At 66.1% G+C, this 19765-nt stretch carries 8 protein-coding genes; 6 read left to right on the top strand and 2 right to left on the bottom strand.

Features of this window, described 5'->3' with window-relative positions; translation table 11 throughout:
• The first annotated feature begins 103 nt into the window (after positions 1–103).
• Both ACL58G_RS21480 and ACL58G_RS21475 read left to right on the top strand, forming a co-directional pair.
• Positions 104–4834, top strand: a complete 4731-nt coding sequence (locus tag ACL58G_RS21480) for a discoidin domain-containing protein (RefSeq protein ID WP_440963084.1) — start codon at positions 104–106, stop codon at positions 4832–4834.
• 8 nt (positions 4835–4842) lie between these two features.
• Positions 4843–5445 carry an NF038129 family PEP-CTERM protein gene (locus tag ACL58G_RS21475; RefSeq protein ID WP_440963083.1) on the top strand — a complete coding sequence of 201 codons (603 nt, stop codon included), beginning with the start codon at positions 4843–4845 and terminating at the stop codon, positions 5443–5445.
• A 12-nt stretch (positions 5446–5457) separates the two neighbouring features.
• On the opposite strand, the gene ACL58G_RS21470 is transcribed toward ACL58G_RS21475, so the two are convergent.
• A complete protein-coding gene (locus ACL58G_RS21470) occupies positions 5458–7584 on the bottom strand; it encodes a LamG-like jellyroll fold domain-containing protein (RefSeq protein WP_440968081.1) in 2127 nt (708 codons plus the stop codon).
• A gap of 458 nt (positions 7585–8042) precedes the next feature.
• On the opposite strand from ACL58G_RS21470, the gene ACL58G_RS21465 reads away from it, so the two are divergent.
• From ACL58G_RS21465 to ACL58G_RS21450, 4 genes are all read left to right on the top strand, one after another.
• Positions 8043–9518: a hypothetical protein gene (locus tag ACL58G_RS21465; RefSeq protein WP_440963082.1), complete on the top strand. Its 1476-nt coding sequence runs from the start codon at positions 8043–8045 to the stop codon at positions 9516–9518.
• A gap of 38 nt (positions 9519–9556) precedes the next feature.
• The gene (locus tag ACL58G_RS21460; protein WP_440963081.1) at positions 9557–12682 is read left to right on the top strand and encodes a glycoside hydrolase family 2 TIM barrel-domain containing protein; all 3126 of its coding nucleotides are present in this window, start codon (positions 9557–9559) and stop codon (positions 12680–12682) included.
• Between the two features lie 218 nt (positions 12683–12900).
• Entirely contained in the window at positions 12901–15873 is a 2973-nt protein-coding gene (locus tag ACL58G_RS21455) for a TonB-dependent receptor (protein WP_440963080.1), read from the top strand.
• Between the two features lie 86 nt (positions 15874–15959).
• Positions 15960–17942 (top strand): beta-L-arabinofuranosidase domain-containing protein, encoded by a 1983-nt coding sequence (locus ACL58G_RS21450; protein WP_440963079.1) that lies wholly within the window; start codon positions 15960–15962, stop codon positions 17940–17942.
• Here ACL58G_RS21450 and ACL58G_RS21445 read toward each other — a convergent pair.
• A complete protein-coding gene (locus tag ACL58G_RS21445) occupies positions 17903–19576 on the bottom strand; it encodes a glycoside hydrolase family 43 protein (RefSeq protein ID WP_440963078.1) in 1674 nt (557 codons plus the stop codon). The two genes, ACL58G_RS21450 and ACL58G_RS21445, sit on opposite strands and share 40 nt — an antisense overlap.
• Between the last annotated feature and the right edge of the window lie 189 nt (positions 19577–19765).

Genomic DNA, 19765 nt, shown 5'->3' with positions numbered 1-19765 from the left:
ACAGGTTTTATACCGGTTTACGCATGCTAGACTTCTCGCGGGGTATCGATAACATCCGCGTTGTCGGGGATCCCGAAAAAACAATACCGAACAGGAGACTACAATGCGTAAATCCCGTACCCGCACGCCCATGTTGCGGGCAGCGGCGCTGGCGGTGTCGCTCGCCGTCGCGAGCCTGCTGCCCGCCGCGCACGACGCCGTCGCGGCCGACACGATCCAGACCATCCTCACGAGCTACCAGCCCGCCATCAACGAGTTCACCGACGCGAACGGCTTCAAACATCCCGGCGTCGGCCTCACGAAGGAAGTGCTGGAGAACCTGCGCACGGAAGTGCAGGCGCAGAAGGAGCCCTGGAACACCTATTTCAACATGATGCTGTTGTCCGGCGCGGCATCGAAGACGGTGGCATCGAAAAACCAGAGCAGCGCGGATCCGACGAAGCCGGCGGTGGTGGCGTTCAACAGCCAGGGCGTGGAATCGAAATTCATCGCGGACGCGCTGTCCGCGTACACCCAGTCCATCCTGTACTACGTGACGGGCGACGAGACCTACCGCGCCAACGCGATGCGCCTGATCCGCATCTGGGCGCAGATGGATCCCACCCAGTACGTGTATTACACGGACGCGCACATCCACACGGGCATTCCCATGAGCCGGATGATGGCGGCGGCCGACATCATGCGCACCACGACGTGCCAGACGGCGGCGCTGGCCTGGACCGACCAGGACACGGTGAACCTGACGAACAACCTGATCGTGCCCGTCACGGAAACGTTCAACCACAGCCCTGATCACTTCATGAACCAGCACCTGTACGCGCTGCTGGGGTCCATGTCCGGCTATATCTTCACGGGCAACCGGGCCCGCTGGAACGAGGGCGTCGAGTGGTTCACGATCAACAGGACGGCCGTCGACCAGGGCCAGAACGGGGCCATCAAGCAGCTGTTCCGTCTCGTGACGAAGAACGACCTGACCGGCGAAGCCGTGACGCCGATGGTGGAGCACGTGGAAATGGGACGCGACCAGGCGCACGGCGCCGGCGACGTCACGAACATGAGTATCCTTGCGCGCCTGCTGATGTCGCAGAACCAGAAGATCGACCCCGTCAACGGCACGCCATCGGCGGCGCCGGATGCCGTCGGGCCGTACGAATTCCTGAACGACCGCATCCTCGACGCCACGGAGTATTTCGCCGGCTTCATGCTGGGCTACGACACGCCCTGGGTGCCGACGGCCGCGCACACGGACGCCAACGGCGTGCCGACCGTCGTTTACAAGACGCTGCAGGGGGGCTACCGGGGCCGCCTCACGCAGAATACGTGGGAGCCGTACTACTATTACAAGTACACGCGCGGGCTGGACATGAACCAGCGCGCACCCAACTATACCCGCATGTTCGCCGACCGCACGGTCTACAACTGGGACGGCGTGGACGGCGGCGGCGACTTCTGGCTCTTCATGCCGCCCGCTGCGGAAAGCGAGGGCACGCAATTCCTGGTCAAGCCCATCGTCGATCCGGTGCGCGAAGTGGAGGACCGTTTCACGTCGCTGGACGGCTTCGGGACCGCCATGCAGGACGACACCGCGTCGTTCATTCGCGTCGCGGCCACGGGAGCGGGCAGCAGGCTGGCCGTCATCGGTTACGGCAACGGGACGCGCAGCGTGGCATTCCGCGTGCGGACCAACGGCGAAGCATCGGTGGACGCGTTCGGCGACACCATCCTGCTGCCGGACACGCAGGGCCAGTGGCGCTATGTGAGCTATGCATTCGGCCAGTACCAGGGCCTCGGCGACTACCTGCCCCTCACCGTCAAGGGCGCCGGCACGACGGTCGACATCGACCACATCAACGTCAACCCGGGCGCCTCGATCACGCCGCCCGTGTTCACGAGCGGCGACGCGGACCTGAGCCTGTACACGAACGCCGGCTCCACGGCGACCGTGTCGTACAGCTTCGCGGCGACGGACGCCACGGCCACCGACGTCCTGACGTACACGATCGACCACCTGCCGCCCGGCGCCCAGTTCGACACGCAGACGGGCGCGTTCGCATGGGTGCCCACGCAGGCCGGCACCTTCAGCTTCATCGTCACGACGACCGACGGCACGGTCGTCACGTCGAAGGCCGTGCAGGTCGTCGTCGGCGCGGACCGCCAGTCCGCCATCGCCGCTGTGACGGCCGGGTACAAGCCCGACACGCTGTACACGACCCCGAGCCTGGCCGCCTACAACGCGGCGTATGCCGACGCGACGAATGCGGTGTCGACGGCGACCGACGACCAGTTCTACCAGAAGCTGGGCGCGCTGCAGACGGCGTTGAAAGGGCTGTCCGAGCTGACGCCGCTGCTGGCCGACGGCAGCATGAACTACGCGAACATGTTCGTCTCGTCCACCTTCGGCACGCAGGTGCCGAATGCGCTGGACGGCACGCCCGATTCGTTCGTCGGTTATTACCTGGCCCGGAACCTCACCTATTACTTCGACTTCGGCCCGGGCTACAAAGTCAACGCCACCGCCTTCGGCATCCAGGCGCGTACGTCCTTCCCCGAGCGGGGCGGCGGCGTCGTCGCCTACGGTTCGAACGACAACGAGAACTGGGTCCGCCTGACGCCGGGCATGACCGTCGTGACGGAGGACATGCAGACCCTGGCCGTCAGCGACGACCTCAAGGACCAGCAGTACCGCTTCCTGAAGGTGCAGATGATCCAGCCGTCGAGCTCCATGTTCGAGATGGGCGAATTCCGGATCTTCGGCACGCGCCATGAGACGGTCAACCTGCTGTCCTCCGTGTCGATCGGGTCCGACCAGGCGCTCAGGAAGCGCATCGTGCCGGGCAATACGGTCAAGCTGAACTTCCAGGCGACGGCGCCGATCAACGCCGTGGCCGCGACGATCCAGGGCGTCCCGGCCCAGGTGACGACGGCCGACAACGTGAACTACACGGCCAGCGCCGTCATGCCGGGCGACGCGCAGCCGGGCACCGTCAAGTTCACCCTGAATTACAAGACCGGGGCCGGCGCCGACGCGGAACCCGTGCTGTTCACGACCGACAGCTCGTCGCTGTTCATCGCGGACCAGACGAACTACCTGGGCAACCTGCTGGCCATCACGAGCCTGCGGGATTCCAGCGGCCGCAACCCGACCGACCTGCTGGCGACGGTGAACACCCTGTTCGACGGCAATCTCGGTACCGGGACGGACTTCCGCGTCAACGGCAGCGGCTACGGCGGCTGGGTGATGTTCGACTTCAAGGAAGGCGGCAAGGCCACGATCCAGCGCGCGGAAGTGATCGGCCGCCAGGACCAGTACTCGTCGCGCATCAACGGCACCGTCGTGCAGGGCTCGAACGACAACGCGGCGTGGACGACACTCTCCAACGCGGCCGGGAACACGGCCGACTGGCAGACCCTGACCGTGGCGAACCCGCAGCCTTACCGCTACATCCGCGTCATCAACGGTAATAACTGGTACGGGAACATGGAAGAACTGCGCCTGTACGGCGTCGCCGAATCGTCGAACAAGATCGCGACCGTGTCGATGAGTTCCGCGCAGGCGCTGCGCACGCGCATCGTGCCCGGGAATGCCGTCAAGCTGGCGTTCACGGCGAAGGAGGCGATCAGCGGCGTCGGCGTCACGATCCAGGGCGTGCCCGCCACGGTGACGACGACCGACAACATCAACTTCACGGCCACGGCGACCTTGCCCCAGGGCGTGGCGGCGGGTGCGGTCACTTTCGCCATCGGCTACACCCAGGCCAACGGCCAGCCCGGCTTCACGAGCACGGCCACGACCGACAATACGGGCCTGACGCTGGTGGACGAGGCGGACACGATCCGTAACGTGCCGACCGTCGCCACCCTGATCGATTCCACGGTCAACCGCCCGGCCGCCACCACGCAGGCCGTCGTCACGAGCCTGTTCGACGCCAACCTGGGTTCGATCTCGGACTTCCGCACCGGCAGCAACAACTCGGGCGTGGGCGCGTATGTGATCTTCGACTTCAAGGCCGGCAACCAGGTGAACCTGACGGGCGTGGAACTGGCACCGCGCCAGGACAACAACTATGCGCGCATCAAGGGCACCGTGATCCAGGGCTCGAACGACAACACGACGTGGACGACGTTGACCACGCCAGCCGTGTCGACGCTCGAGTGGCAATCGTTCCCCGTCGCCAGCCCGACGCCGTACCGCTACATCCGTATCTATAACGGCGGCACCTGGTACGGCAACCTGTCCGAAGTGCGCCTGCATGGTTCGCTGCATGGCGCCGACACGGCGCCGCCCGTGACGACCGCGAGCACGAGCGCGACACCTGCGACGAACGTGACGGTCACGCTGTCGGCCACGGATACGGGCGGCAGCGTGAAGGCGACGTATTACACGGTGGACGGCGGCGCGCAGCAGACCGGAACGACGGTGTCATTGAACACGACCGGCAGCCACACGGTCGCCTACTGGAGCGTCGACGCGGCCGGCAACACCGAGGCGCAGCACACGCTGGCCGTGAACGTCGCGCCGGTGGACGTCGGCGCGAGCGTCAGGATGACCCAGCAGGGCGCGACCCTGAACCGCATGACCGGCAAATACGTGGGCGGTGTGACCGTCACGAACACCGGCACGACCCCGCTGGCGGGGCCGTTGTGGCTCGCGCTGAACGGCCTGACAAGCGGCGTCACGCTCGACAACGCGGGCGGCACGACGGGGGGCGTACCGTACGTCGCCGTCGCGGGGCCGCTGAATCCGGGCGCGACGCTCACCGTGCCGCTGACGTTCACCAATCCGAACCGTGTCGCGATCGGCTACGTGCCGGCGCTGTACCAACCCCATTTCTGAGGACAGCCATGATCATCCGATTCAAATCCCTTGTTTCCGCCCTCGCGCTGATGCTGGCGGCGAGCGCCGGCACCGCGTCGGCCGAAATGATCCACGTCGCGATCGACACGTCGACGTTCGGCGCCGCCACGGGCTACGTCGACATGCAGCTGTCCGCCAGCAGCGGCGTGCCGCTGGCCACCGCGCTGGTCAGCAACATGGTGGGCTTCGACAGCACGGCGTTCATCGATTCGTGGGGCGTGACGCCCGTCGCGGGCGGCTACCTGTTCCGCAACGATACGTCGAACGACCTGTTCCACGCCGTGGACTTCGGCGGGATCCTGTCGTTCGACCTGACCTTCGCGGGCGCGCCGGATCCGCTGACGAGCTATGTGTCGCATTTCGTCGTGGCGGCGTTCGACGACACGTTCGCGCCGCTTGGCCACTATGATCCGTTCACGGGCGCGCTGGCCGATTTCACGTGGACGCCGGCGCTGGACGCGCAAGGGCAGGGGACGATCGCCGGCACGCTGTCGGATCCCGCCGTGACGGCGGTGCCCGAACCGGCGGGATACTGGCTGGCGGCGATCGGGTTGTCGGCGCTGGCGCTCGCGCGCCGGCGCCGGGTGTGACGGGCTGGAAGGTCAGCTGGCGGCGATCAGCGCGGCGATGTCGGCCGCCGCCAGCGCGCCGCGATAGATGCGGAACTCGTCGATGCGGCCGTTGAAATATGGGTCGCCCGCATACTGCGAGCGGCCGATCCAGTTCCGGGTCGTGCCGCCCAGCTGCCACGGCGGCAGGAATTCCGCGCTATTGGTGCCGACCGCGGTGCCGTTCACGTACAGGGTGGCCAGCTGTCCCGACAGGGTGACGGCCACGTGCACCCACTGCGCGGTCGGCAGCGCGGCCGTTCCCGTCACGGCCTGTTCGCCCTTGCCGCCGTCGACGGTGATGGCGAAGCGCACGACACCGCTGCCGGAGCGCGGCGTCAGGAACATGTAGCGGCCCGTGCCCGAGCCGAAGTCGAAGATGCGTTCCCAATTCCGTGACGTGTTCCAATATACCCAGCAGGCCACCGTGAAATCGGTGAGGTCCGTGACCAGGTTCGCGGGCAGGCTCACGTAATCCGTGCTGCCGTTCAGCGCCGGCGCGCTGCCCGATTTGCCGGTGCCCCACGTTGCGCTGCCCGTCAGCGTGCCCGCGTGACCCTGGCCGCTGGCGTCGGACACGGTCGTCCCGGTGCCGTCGTTACACGCCAGGTACGTGTGCAGCGTCTTGCCGACCTTGGCGGTGGCGCGGTTCGAATCGGCCGTCTCGCCCGCCGGCGTGATGGCGGAAACGACGTAGTACCAGGTGCCCGCGCCCGGATTGTCGGTGTACGTCAGCAGGTCGGTGATGCCGCTCGCGATGGTGGTCCAGGGACCGCTCGTCGACGTGGCGCGCTTGACCTTGTAGCTCGTCGCGTAGGCGCTGCCCCACCACGACAATTCCACGCCGCCCGCCGGGGTCCGCGCTTTCAGGCCGCTGGGCGGCACGCCGGCGGAGATCGGGTCGCGCGTGCAGGTGAGGGTGCCGTAGCCCAGCTGGTCGTAGCCGCCGCTCGTCGAGCCGTAGTTGCCGCCGCCGCCTTCGGGCTGGATCTGCAGGGCGAACATCTTCGAATACGGCGCCGCGAGGCCCTTGCGGTTCACGTAGTGGTTGTAGACCAGCGCCCAGCAGGGGCGCACGTTGCCCCGGCTGTTCGTCGACAGGACGCCCTGGTTGACGTTGTCGGCGTTGTTGTAGGGGACGTACGGCACCGTGTAGTACGTCGTGCCGGACTGGATCAGGTTCGCCTTGGCCACGTATTCCGCGCCCATCAGGAAGCGGTTGTTGTCGTAGCCGTACAGGTCCACGCCCTGGTTCCAGGCCATCTCGCACAGCGCGCCCATCAGCGCGATGCCGAGCGTGTTGTGGCCCTGGTCGCGTCCCGATTCCTGCCATTGGCCGAGGAAGCCCGGGTGGACGTAGTACACGGCCTGAGCGACGGCCCCGTTGCCCGCGCCCGACTTGAAATAGGCGACGGCTTCGTCGAACAGGCCCCGGTCGTCGCACAGCACGCCGATGGCGAGGATCGACGCCATCTGGCACAGGTCCCAGTTGGCCCAGTAATGCGTGACGTCGGTGTTGTTATGGCGGATGAGGAAGTCGTGGTTGATCGGATAGAACACGGTCTTCATCATGTTCTGGAACGCTGCGAGATCCGCCGCGGCCCAACCGGTGTAGGTGCGCATGATCTCGCCCGCGTTGGCGAATTCGTAGCCGTAGATGCCGGCGGCAAGGGCGGCGTCCGTCGTGCCCTGGATCGAGGCGAGGGTGGACGACCACGCATTCATGATCTGTACGGCCTTGTCCGCATAGGCCGTGTCGCCCGAGATCTTCCAGCGGACGGCGCACGCATACGCGGCGGCCACGTCGTTGAACAGGGTCGAATAGTTTTCCGGATGGACGCCGTCGTAGCCGCGGTACACGACGGTCTGCGGGTGCGGCGTGTAGGACAGGCTGGCGTGCGAATTATTGACCAGCAGGTTCCAGCTGCCCGACCAGGGCGACGTGTTGTACTTCGCCTTCATGCGGTCGAAGTCGGCCTGCGTGTGCAGCAGGCCCGGATGGACGAAGGCGGTGGCGGCACCCGTGCCGCTCATCGTGCCGGTGGCGAGCGTGCGGGTGGCCGGTGCCTCGGCGCCGCCGCCCGCGCCGCAGCCGGCGAGCGCGAGGGCGCCGAGTCCCATCAGGAAGTCGCGGCGTCCCAGCAGGGAGCGCGACACCGCGTCGGGGGCTTCGGCCGGGGTCAGGGCGGATGTCAGGGCGGGGGCGTTGCAGTCGTTCGGTTCCATTTTTTTCATTGGTAGTCTCCATGCCATGCAGGCGAATGTTGAACTGCGATCGAAGGTGCTGCCGTACTGCCGCGCCGATGCTAGCACGTATGCATCTGCTTTGTTATCGTTAACCGCGACCTGGATCAACCCCGCTGCCATGTCCAAAACATATCCATTTCGATAAAAAAGGCATGCCTGCGGCGCCACCGCCACCGTTATGATGTGCCGGTATCGTAGGTCGGGCGCCAGGAGCTCGGAGAGGTCTTGACATCGTTCCAGGATGTGATATAACTGGCCAAGTTATCGATACCAAATCAAATGACAAGCCCGGCGGCGGCACGAACCGCACCACGGGCAAAGGAGACGATCCGTTGTTCACGTTACGTGCGTTCGCGCGCCGCTGCGCCGCGCCGCTTGCCGTCCTGCTGGGATGCCTCGCTGCCGATGCCGCCCACGCCATCGAGAACCGGCTGCAAGTGCACCCGTTCCCGAATCCCATCCGCTACACCCACCATAACGACGACTACACGGTGCGCGTGCGCGTGCCCGGCGGGCAGTGGCAGGACCTGTACGAGTACGACGTGAAGGTCGACCTGGACAAGCCGCAGGACGCCTCGATGGTCTACTTCAACTTCGACGGCACGGTGGAAGTGGCGGTCCAGAAGAACAACGGCACGTTTTCGAAAGTGGCGGTGCGCCCGGATGCGAAGGGCGTCAAGCCGGTTGTGCGCGACGGCGTCGTGTATTTCACGCTGCGCCGTCCGGAGAACCTGAGCGTGGAATTCGACGACGACCGCCTGCACAACCTGCACGTGTTCACGCACGCGATCCGGGCCGACATGCCGGCCGTGCCCGCGAACCTGGCATCGAACGACATCGGAATGGGCACGGCGCCCGACTTCACGCAGCCCATCGTGTTCTTCGGACCGGGCATCCACAAGGGCGACTTCCGCCTGCGCTCGCACACGAAGGTATACATCCACGGCGCCGCCATCCTGAAAAGCCCGCTCGTGATCGAGGGCGTCGAGGACGTCCAAGTGTTCAGCGACGGCCTGTTCGACGGCACCGACGTGACGACCATCCGGAATTCGCGCAACATCGTGATCGACGGTCCGATCGCCATCAACCAGCCGCACGGCACGATGCGCTGCATCATGTCGCAGGACCTCGCCGAGACGAATATCCGCACGATCGGGGCCGGCCAGTGGTCGGACGGCATCGGCCACTTCGCATGCGAGCGCGTGACGATCGCGGACAGCTTCGTGCGCACGTCGGACGACTGCCTGACGTTCTACAACCACCGCTGGGACATCTGGGGCAATACGCGCGACGTGCAGGTCCGCGACACGACCCTGTGGGCCGACATCGCGCACGCAGTGATGATCGGCATCCACGGCAATACGCCGACGCCGGCGCACCCGCAGAGCGAGGTGCTGGAGCGCCTGCGCTTCTCGAACATCGATATCCTCGACCATGACGAGGACGACCCGGAATACGAGGGCGCCCTGGGCATCATGGCGGGCGACGACAACCTGGTGCGCGACGTCGTGTTCGAGGACATCCGCGTCGACCGTATCGAGGAAGGCAAGCTCTTCAACCTGAAGATCGCGTACACGGCCAAGTACAACACGAGCCCTGGGCTGGGCATCGAGAACGTCACCATGCGCAACATCCATTACACGGGCAAGGGTTCGCCGAGCGCATCCGCCATCACGGGCCTCGATGCCACGCGCAAGGTCAAGAACGTGACGATCGAGAACGTGACCGTGGGCGGCAAGCGCCTCACCGCGCCCGAGGCGGGGCTGCTCGAGGTGAACGGCTTCGTCGACGGACTGCGCTTCCGCTGACACGACAACGACCATAACAATAACGACACAGGAGAGACATGGAATCCACGAACATCATCGCGGCCGTGCTGCTGGCGACGGCCGCCTTGCCCGCGCTGGCCGCGCAGCCGAAACCGGCCGAGTGGGAGCAGCCGGAAGTGGTCGCGGTCAACCGCGAGCCGATGAAGGCGACGTTCTTCAATTTCGAATCGCGCGAGAAAGCGCTCGCCGGCGACAAGGCCGCGTCGCAGTATTTCCTGTCGCTGGACGGCACCTGGAAATTTGCGTACTCGAAGACCCCGGAAACGCGCCCGAAGGATTTCTACAAGCTGTCGTACGACGTGAGCAAGTGGGGCCAGATCCAGGTGCCCGGCATGCTGCAGACGCAAGGCTACGGCAAGCCGATCTTCACGAACATCCGCTATCCGTTCCCCGCCAACGAGCCGTTCATCCCGCATGACCTGAACGAAGTCGGCTCGTACCGCCGCGAGTTCGACGTGCCCGCCGCGTGGAACGGCCGCGACGTGTTCCTGCAGATCGGCGCGGCCGGTGCGGCCTATTACGTGTGGGTCAACGGCCAAAAGGTCGGCTATTCCGAGGATTCCAAGCTGCCTTCCGAGTTCGACCTGACCCGCTACGTGCACCCGGGCCGCAACACGATCGCCATCGAACTGTATCGCTGGGCGGACGGCTCGTACCTGGAAGACCAGGACTTCTGGCGCGTCAACGGCATCGAACGCAGCGTGTACGTGTATGCCGAACCGAAGACGCGGCTGCGCGACTACCGCGTGACGGCGGGGCTGGACAAGGCCAATTACCGCGACGGCCGCTTCGAACTCGTCGCCGAGATGGCGGGCGCGCCGGCCAAGGTCGACGTCGAGGCGCGGGTGCTGGACGGCACGCGCGAAGTGCTGCGCGTGCAAGGCACGCCGGGTGGCGACCGCAAGGTCGTCCTGGCCGGCGCGGTCCCCGCCGTGAAACCCTGGTCGGCCGAGACGCCGAACCTGTACACGCTGCTCGTGGAGGTGACGGATGCGCAGGGCCGGCTGGTGTCGGCGACGTCGCGCCGCATCGGCTTCCGCACGGTGGAGATCGCGGACGGCGAAGTGCGCGTGAACGGCAAGCGGGTGATGATCAAGGGCGTCAACCGCCACGAGCACGACCCCCATACGTACCGCGTGATGTCGATGGCGTCGATGCGCAAGGACATCGAGCTGATGAAGCGGGCAAATGTGAACGCCGTGCGAGCGTCGCATTATCCGAACGATCCGCGCTGGTACGACCTGGCCGACGAATACGGCCTGTACATCATGGACGAGGCCGACCTCGAGTCGCACGGCTACATGGAGAAGGGCGACCAGGCGGGCGACCCGCGCAAGCGCGCCGCGATCCAGCTGGGCTACAAGCCGCACTGGCGCATCGCGCACCTGGACCGCATCTCGCGCATGGTGGAACGCGACAAGAATTCGCCGTCGGTCATTTTCTGGTCGCTGGGGAACGAGGCCGGCACGGGGCCGAACTTCGAGAACGCGGCCGCGTGGATCCGCAAGAACGATCCGACGCGTTTGATCAGCTACCTCGGCCACGGCACCATCGGCGAGGAACACCTGCCGAACGCCTACGTCGACATCTACGCGCCCATGTACGACGACATCGAGAAGATGGCGGACTACGCGCTCGACCCGAACTTCCGCCAGCCGATGATCCAGTGCGAATACGCCCATGCGATGGGCAATTCGCTGGGCAACCTGGAGGACTACTGGCAGGTCATCCGCGCGCACCGCAAGCTGCAGGGCGGCTTCGTGTGGGACTGGGTCGACCAGAGCATCATCGCGAAGGACGACAAGGGCCGCACGTACTGGGCGTCCGGCTTCGACCTGAACCCGGAGCGGGGCGACAACAGCGTCGTCGGCGACGGCGTCGTGCGCTCGGACCGCACGCCGGATCCGGAATACTATGAACTGCAGAAGGTCTATTCGCCCGTCGTGTTCGAAGGCGACCCGGCAGCAGGCAGCATCGAGGTCGTGAACCGCTACGATTTCCGCGACCTGTCGCATCTCGCGTTCGACTGGGAGCTGGCGCGCGACGGCGTCGTCGTCGCCCGCGGCACGCTGGCCGATGCGGCCACGCCGGCCGGCGCCCGCCAGAAACTGGCGCTGGCATTGCCCGATGTCGCACCCGGCGGCGAGCGTGTACTGACCGTGCGGGCGAAGAGCCGTGCGGCGCTGCCGGGCGTGGAGCAGGGCGCCGTCGTCGGCTGGTCGCAGTTCGTGCTGGCGTCGCCGCGCGCCCCGCAGAAACAGCTCGCCACCGTACCGCCCGTCCGCACGGACGGCGCGGTGGAGCTGCGCGCCGCCGACGCCGTACTGCGCGTCGCGCCGGACACGGGACTCGTGACCTACGCGGTGGCCGGCCGCACGGTCCTGAAGGGCGGTTCGCCGAACTTCTGGCGCGGCCTGACGGACAATGACGAAGGCTCCGGCGTGGACAAGAGCCACGGGGTGTGGCGGACGTTCACCGACCAGCGCAAGGTGCGCGACGTGACCGCGACGGCCGATGGCGTGCGCGTGCTGTTCAGCTTCGGCGCCGGCGCGGCGCACTGGGAAAACGTCTACCGCATGCGCGCCGACGGCAGCGTCGACGTGCAGGCCAGCTTCACGCCGCTGCGCGACGACCTGCCGGACCCGCTGCGCCTGGGCCTGCGCTTCGACAGCCTGCCGGCGCTCGATGCGCTGTCATGGTACGGCCGTGGCCCGTACGAATCGTACGCGGACCGCAAGACCGGATCCGCGCTGGGCCTGTACGCCGGCAAGGTGGCGGACCAGTACCACGGCTACATCCGCCCGCAGGAAAGCGGCAACAAGACGGACGTGCGCTGGTTCCAGCTGCAGGACGGCGCCGGCACCGGCATCCGCGTGGACTTTGATGCGCCGAGCGCGTTCAATGCGCTCGCGTTCCCGTACGAGGACCTGTACCTGCGGCCGCGCGGCACGTGGAAGAGTTCCGAGATCGCGCCGCATGGCGACGGCTCGGTGCTCGTCGACATGGCCCAGGCGGGCGTGGGCGGCGACACCGGCTGGAGCCTGGACGGGCGGCCGCACGTGAAGTACCGCATCCCGCTCGCACCCGCCAGCTATCGCTTCGTGCTCGCCCCCGTGCGTGCCCAGCGGGTGGCGGAGCAGTGATCGATAACCGGGGCATTCGCGTCCCGGATCACGACGCCGGCCGCCCGTCAAGCGACGGCGTCGTGTAAATACCACATCAACAATGATATTTCGCAAAGGTATTACCACGAGGAAGGACGCGGCCTATAATTCAACCTAGATTTGTTATCGATACCTAAAACGCCGGCCGTACAGAGCCGGGGAAAACCATGCCAAATCGGATTACAGAGGAGAACCAAATGAAGCACAATCACCGCAATTTCGGACCGAAGATGTCGGTCGTCGCCGTGGCGCTCGCCCAGGCCTTCGCAGGCCACGCCTGGGCGCAGCAGGCGGACGCCAACACCGTCGTCGTGACGGGCATCCGCGCCAGCGCGCAGTCGTCGCTGGCGATCAAGCGCGACACGATGGAAGTCGTGGACTCGATCACCGCCGACGACATCGGCAAGCTGCCGGACCCGAACGTCACCGAGACCATGACGCGCATCCCGGGCGTGCAGGGCTACCGCTACGGCGGCGAGGGCGCATCGCCCGTGGGCACCGGCTCCGGCGTGACGATCCGCGGCCTGTCCGGCCAGACGGCGTCGGAAGTGAACGGCCGCGCCTATTTCACGGCCGGCAGCCGCGAATTCAACCTGGAAGGCGCCATCCCCGGCATGGTGGCCGGCATCGACGTCTACAAGAACCCGTCGGCGGAACACATCGAAGGCGCGATCGGCGGCCTGGTCAACATCCGCACCCGCAATCCGAGCGACTTCAAGGGCCTGACGGGCGCCCTGAACATCGGCGGCCGCTACAACGACCTGGCCAAGAAGGGCAACCCGGAACTGTTCGGCATGATCGCCAACCGCTGGAACCTGCAGGGCGGCGGCCGCATCGGCGTGATGGCGGCGGCCGTGTTCCAGCAGAGCACCGGCCGTTCGGACAACAACCCTGCCAACGGCGGGGCCAACTACAAGCGCGCCGTCCGTGCCGACAGCGCCGAATACGCGACCCTGGCCGGCGCCAACACGACGAACGACCCGTCCAAGCCGATGTCGCAGTACATCGGCCGCACGGATGTCTCGTACCTGGCCGGCGTGCCGACGCTGCCGACGTCGACGACCGCCGGCGCCTACATGCCGAACCTGGCGGGCCTGACTCCGGAACAGGTCAGCAACGTGATGGCGGCGCCTGCGCTCACCAATAACGTGTTCCAGGAAACGATCATGCGTACCCGGCGCGGCCTGAACCTGGCTGCGGACTGGCGCGTCGACAACACGCTGCGCTTCTACGTCGACGGCAACTACACCTATTACCTGTATCACCAGAACTACCGCGGCCTGAACTCGTCGGACAACAACAACCAGGCCAACAACGTCCAGAACCTGCAGACGGCGCCGTTCAACCTGACCGAACAGCTGGCCAACGGCAACCTCAACGGCGGCAGCAACGACGTCCTCGCCACCAAGCGTTTCCTCAGCGGCAATTTCCTGAACACGAGGATGACCACGACCGGCGGCGACGAGCACCGTCCGTACACGACGTGGATCGCCGCGACCGGTGCCGAATGGCACCCGACGCCGGCCCTGTTCCTGAAGGCCGACATCAACTTCATCAAGGCCGACCAGACCCAGGACAACCGCTCCGTGACCTTGCTGTCCAATCCGGGCCTGTACTGGACGGCCAACCGGATCAGCGATGGCGCACCGCACCAGTTGACGTTCACCGGGCCGAACCTGTCCGATCCGTCCAACTTCATGTACCAGGCGTACAGCAACGGCACGCACCAGAGTTACCACGACACCGGCGGCGCCGTGGCCCTGGATGGTACGTACTCGCTGGACGACGGCTGGTTCTTCAGCCGCTTCAAGTTCGGCACCCGCGCCGCGCGCCAGTCGAGCAGTTACAACAACTTCGCATTCGGCGGCCGTCCGCTGACGAGCGACGGCCTCGCGCTGGCTGCCGACGGCAGCAACGGCATCTCGGCGGCGACCGGCGGCCATACGCAATCGTCGCCGACCAACTTCATGGACGGCCTGGCCGGCTATTCGGGCGGCTACGTCGTCTACAACCCGGACCAGCTGCTGGGCAACCAGGTGAGCGGCGCCTTCCCGAAAGCCGGGATCCTGCCGGAGAACGGACTGACGGAACAACTCCTGTCCCGCCGCTATACGAACGAGAAGACCAAGGCGATCTACCTCGTGGGCGAGTTCGCACTGCTGGATGACCGTCTCAAGGGTAACGTCGGCGTGCGCGTCGTCCGCACCAATGGCGAATTCGTGGCGCAGGTGGCGGACCCGATCACCGGGGCCATCGGACCGTACCGCCGCACGACGTCCTACACGAACGCACTACCTTCGTTCAACCTGACCTACGACCTGGCGAAAGACTTCCTGGCGCGCTTCGGCTACGGACGCGGCATGACCCGTCCGGGACTCGACCAGCTCAATCCATCCCTCACCGTCAATTCGACCCAGGGTACGCTGCAAATCGGTAACCCGGATCTGCGTCCGCTGACCGCGAACAGCTTCGACTTCTCGCTGGAGCGCTACTTCAGCAAGACGAACTACCTGGCAGCCGGTGTGTTCGACAAGGAAATCAACGGCTTCTTCAACGACGTCCAGAATTGCGAGAACGTCTCGCTCGCGACGGGCTATAGCGGCGCCGTCTCGAACGGTTGCCCGAGCGGCCAGCTGTTGGTGTCGAAGACGCTGAATTCCGAGAAGGGTTATGCGCGCGGCCTCGAGCTGTCGGGCCAGTACTTCTTCGACAGCGCTCCCGGCATCCTGAAGAACTTCGGCGTGTCCGGTTCGTACACCTACGTGAAGACGGATAATCCGTTCAACGTGGGCACGAAGGCCGCGCCGAACATCATCTCGACGCCGCAACCGTTCGCCTCGAAGAACAGCTACAGCGTGAGCGCCCTGTACGAGGACAACAAGGCGTCCGCGCGCCTGGTCTACACGTGGCGTTCTCCGTCGGTGCTGTTCGGCTTCTCGCCGAACCCGATCGACGGCCGCTACATCGATGCCTACGGTATCCTGGACGGCTCGTTCAACTACCAGCTGACCGACAACCTGGCGCTGTCGCTGATCGCGTCGAACATCACGAACAAGACGCTCAATCGTAACGTCGGCGGCCTCGGGAACGAGAGCGGCATCGAACGCCAGCACTACGAGAACGGCCGATTCTTCGGTTTCAGCTTGCGCTACAAGTTCGGCAACCTGTAATCCTCTCTCTCGTCGCGGGCCGCGTGCCCGCTTTCGCCCCGCCGCCGGTGTTTGCTGGCGGCGTTTTTTTTACGAAAGGCTGTTCGATGTCCTTCACCCGCCGTTCGATGCTCAAAGCCACCCTCGCGGCATTCCCGGCGCATGGTGTCGCCCGCGACCTTGGCCCGCTTGCGCCACCCGTGCCCGTCGATGCGGCGCGTGCTTTCCTGGCCAATCAGGTGCGCCTGCTGCCGGGAAGTCCGTTCCACGTACGGCAGGAGCTGCATCGCACAGGGGTGCTCGCGTCCTATGATCCCGACAAACTGCTTTACCACTACCGGGCGTTGGCGAAACTTCCCCAGAAAGCAGGCATCGAGAAGGGTTACGACGGCTGGGACAGTGAATTCCTTCGTGGGCACATGACCGGGCACTATCTGTCCGCCGCGTCGCGCATGGCGGCGGCGACCGGCAGCCTGCTGTTTCGCGACCGGGTCGACTACCTCGTGGCCGAGCTCGCGGCATGTCAGAAGAGCCTGAATCAGGATGGCTACCTGGCCGCGTTTTCCACGGCCGCCTTCGACCAGCTCGAAGGCAAGCCCGGGACCGACGCCGGGGGCATCGGAGTGCCTTACTACACAATCCAGAAGATCATGTCAGGCCTCATCGACGCCCATGCCTATGTCGGCAACCGGCAGGCACTCGACGTGGCCACCCGGATGGCCGACTACTTCGGCAAACGGCTCGCGCGGCTCGATGCCGCGCAGGTCGACCGGATCTTCCGCACGGACGGCAGCCGCAATCCGCAAAACGAATTCGGTGCGATGAGCGACGTGCTGACGGAACTCTACAAGATCGACAAGAATCCCCGGCACCTCGACACCGCCCGCATGTTCCACCGCGCGTGGTTCGTCGGCCCGCTTGCCGACGGCGCGGACCGGCTGGGCGGCTTGCACGCCAATACGCATATCGCGCAGGTGGTGGGCCTGGCCAACGCCGCCAACGTCGATGGCGACCCGCTGGAACTGAAGGCGTCCGAGAATTTCTGGCGGCTGGTCGTGCACAGGCATTCGTTCGCCAACGGCGGCACGTCGGTGAACGAATGGTTCGACCAACCCGGCGTGGAGGCCGGCCCGTCGATCGACAACCAGAAGGTATTGCCGCCGACGACCGCCGAGACGTGCAACACCCACAACATGCTCAAGCTGACGACAAGGCTGTTCGAGCGCAACCGCCGTGCGGACCTTGCCGACTACTACGAGCGTGCGCTGTACAACCACGTGCTGGCGTCGGTGGCGCCCGATTCCGGCGCGATGACGTATTTCACGCCGTTCCATGGGGACTTTCGCACCTATCTCAACGGCAGCTTTTGCTGTACCGGCTCCGGTATCGAAAACACCGCACGCTACAACGAAGGCATTTACTTCCACAAGGACGATACGCTCTGGGTGAACCTGTATATTCCGTCCGAGCTCGGTTGGCGGCAAGCCGGGATCGTATTGCGGCAGCAAGGGGACATCACGCGCGGCGACCCGGTGCGCCTGACGGTGGTGAAGCCGGGAGCCCGCGCCGTCACGGTGAATCTGCGCGTTCCCGCATGGGTCGCCGGACCGGTCACGGTCAGGATCAACGGCAAGCCGCAAGGTGTGGACGCTCAGCCCTCAACCTATATCGCGTTGCGGCGGCAATGGAAGGCCGGTGACGTGATCGACCTGACGCTGCCGGCGGGGCTGCGGCTGGAGCACGCCATGGACGACGCCTCGACGGTCTCCCTGTTCCATGGTCCCGTCTTGCTGGCCGGAGAACTCGGCAGGGACAACATGCCCGCCAGCGACGTGGGCGACAAGGATGCCTGGCTGAAGATCGCGGCCGTGCCGGTTCCGGATATCGTCGGCAACTCCGGCAATCCCGCCGATTGGCTCGCGCCGATCCCCGGCGATCCGTCCGCGTTCAGGTTCAAGGATGCAGGTCCGGCCAGCGGCATCGTCGTCCGGCCGCTGTTCGACCTGCACCATCAGCGCTATGCCGTGTATTGGCGCCTGAACGCGGCCGGTCAGTACGGCCCGGGCCCCGGCGCAGTCACGTTGAAATAATCGGCTTCGAGGTACGACGGCTGCGTGCGCGCCCGCGCACCGACGCTGAACAGGCCCACCTGCGCGCCCACCCACGTGCCGCGCGTGACCGGGAACGGATCGCCGGCCGGCTTGAACGCGCGGCCGTCCACGCTGTACGAAAAGCCGACGAACGCCGTTTCGTACATCGACATGCGCAGGACCACCTCGTCCGGCGCGTCCGGCAGCACGACGGTGGACTCCTCGCGGCAGCGCGGTCCGAACGGTCCGCACACGGTGCGCACGAGTTCCGTCTTTCCGCCGCTGCGGCGCAGGCCCACCCAGCCATACTGCATGGCGTTGACGATCAGGCCGGCCCGGTCGCCGTCGACGGCACCCTTGAGGCGCACGCGGGTCTCCACGACGAAGCGCGACGCGGGCACCTTCTGCGTGAGGATCGCGCCCGCGGCGCGTACAAAGCCGTCGGCTTCCGGCACCACCTGCGTGGCCAGGCGCAGGTGGCCGGGGTTGTCCGTCAGCGAGTACCAGCCGGGCGCCGGATTCGCGCCCCATTGCCATTGCAGGCCGAGGGCGGGGCCGTCGAACGCATCGCTCGTCGCCGGCGCCGCCGGGCCGAAGCCTTGCACCGGTTTCGCGTACGTGTTCACGGGTTCGCCGACGCCCGGCGTGCGGCCCGGTGCGCCGATGACCGGCCAGCCGTCCTGCCAGCGCATCGGCTGCAGGTGCACGACGCGGCCATACGCCCCCTTGTCCTGGAAGTGCACGAACCAGTCCTTGCCGTCCGGGGCATCCACCCACGCGCCCTGGTGCGGCCCGTTGATCGGGGTGTCGCCCTGGTCCATCACGCGGCGCGCCTCGTACGGTCCGTCGATCGAGCGCGAACGGAACACGGCCTGCCAGCCCATCTCGACGCCACCGGCGGGGGCGAACACGTAGTAATAGCCGTTCGCCTTGTACAGCTTCGGCCCTTCGACCGTGTGGTAGCCGGGGTAGCGGCCGCCGTCGATGATGATCTTGCCGCCTTCGTCCAGCAGGCGGGTCGCCTGCGGATCCATGCGGCGCAAGGTCAGCACGTTGTTGATGCCGGAGCGGCTCTTCGCCCACGCGTGCACCAGGTACGCCTTGCCGTCGTCGTCCCACAGCGGCGCGGGGTCGATGATGCCGCGCCCGGCCAGGAGCAGCCGCGGCGGCGTCCACGGGCCCGCGAAATGCTCGGCCGTCATCACGTAGACGCCGTAGTCCGGGTCGGGGTAGAAGATCCAGAAGCGGCCGTCGTGCCAGCGCAGCGTCGGCGCCCACACGCCCTTGCCGTATTGCGGACGGTCGAACACGTTGGCCGGTTCCAGCCGGGGCAGGGCGTGGCCGACGAGCGTCCAGTTCACCAGGTCCGGGGACTCCAGCAGCGGCAGGCCGGGCGTATTGTTGAAGCTGGACGCCGTCATGTAGAAGGTGTTACCGACGCGGATCACGTCCGGATCGGAATAATCCGCATGCAGGATGGGGTTGCGGTAGCGGCCGTCGCCGAGGTCCGCGCTCCAGGGCGCGGCGGCGAGGCCCGCGGCCGCTTGCTGCTGGGCGGGCGCGGCCATGGTACGGCAACCCGCGACGGCCGCGGCGGCGAGCAGCACGGCGATGGTGAGGCGAGAGGCAGGCAAGACAGTCTCCTTCTTCATTCGGTGAAGCTTGGGGTTGTTATCGATCTCATGGTAGCATTGTTGAATTGATGCAATCAAGGCATCCTTGCTGCATGATGAGCCGCAAGACGGGCTGCCATGCCGCGTTGTCAGAAGTGGCGTTTCCCCTGGCGCGGCGGTATCATGTGACATCGTGTGCCGGGAATGAAA

The sequence above is a fragment of the Massilia sp. GER05 genome (assembly GCF_052056005.1).
GTDB classification, from domain to species: domain Bacteria; phylum Pseudomonadota; class Gammaproteobacteria; order Burkholderiales; family Burkholderiaceae_D; genus Telluria; species Telluria orientalis.
Note: the sequence above shows the minus strand (reverse complement) of the source record. Positions and strands in the feature narration are given on the sequence as shown.

What these genes read in the sequence shown, in the direction of transcription:
- ACL58G_RS21480 (WP_440963084.1), top strand. Translation starts at nt 104, where the DNA reads ATGCGTAAATCCCGTACCCGCACGCCCATGTTGCGGGCAGCGGCGCTG.
- ACL58G_RS21475 (WP_440963083.1), top strand. Translation starts at nt 4,843, where the DNA reads ATGATCATCCGATTCAAATCCCTTGTTTCCGCCCTCGCGCTGATGCTG.
- ACL58G_RS21470 (WP_440968081.1), bottom strand. Translation starts at nt 7,584, where the DNA reads ATGGGACTCGGCGCCCTCGCGCTCGCCGGCTGCGGCGCGGGCGGCGGC.
- ACL58G_RS21460 (WP_440963081.1), top strand. Translation starts at nt 9,557, where the DNA reads ATGGAATCCACGAACATCATCGCGGCCGTGCTGCTGGCGACGGCCGCC.
- ACL58G_RS21455 (WP_440963080.1), top strand. Translation starts at nt 12,901, where the DNA reads ATGAAGCACAATCACCGCAATTTCGGACCGAAGATGTCGGTCGTCGCC.
- ACL58G_RS21450 (WP_440963079.1), top strand. Translation starts at nt 15,960, where the DNA reads ATGTCCTTCACCCGCCGTTCGATGCTCAAAGCCACCCTCGCGGCATTC.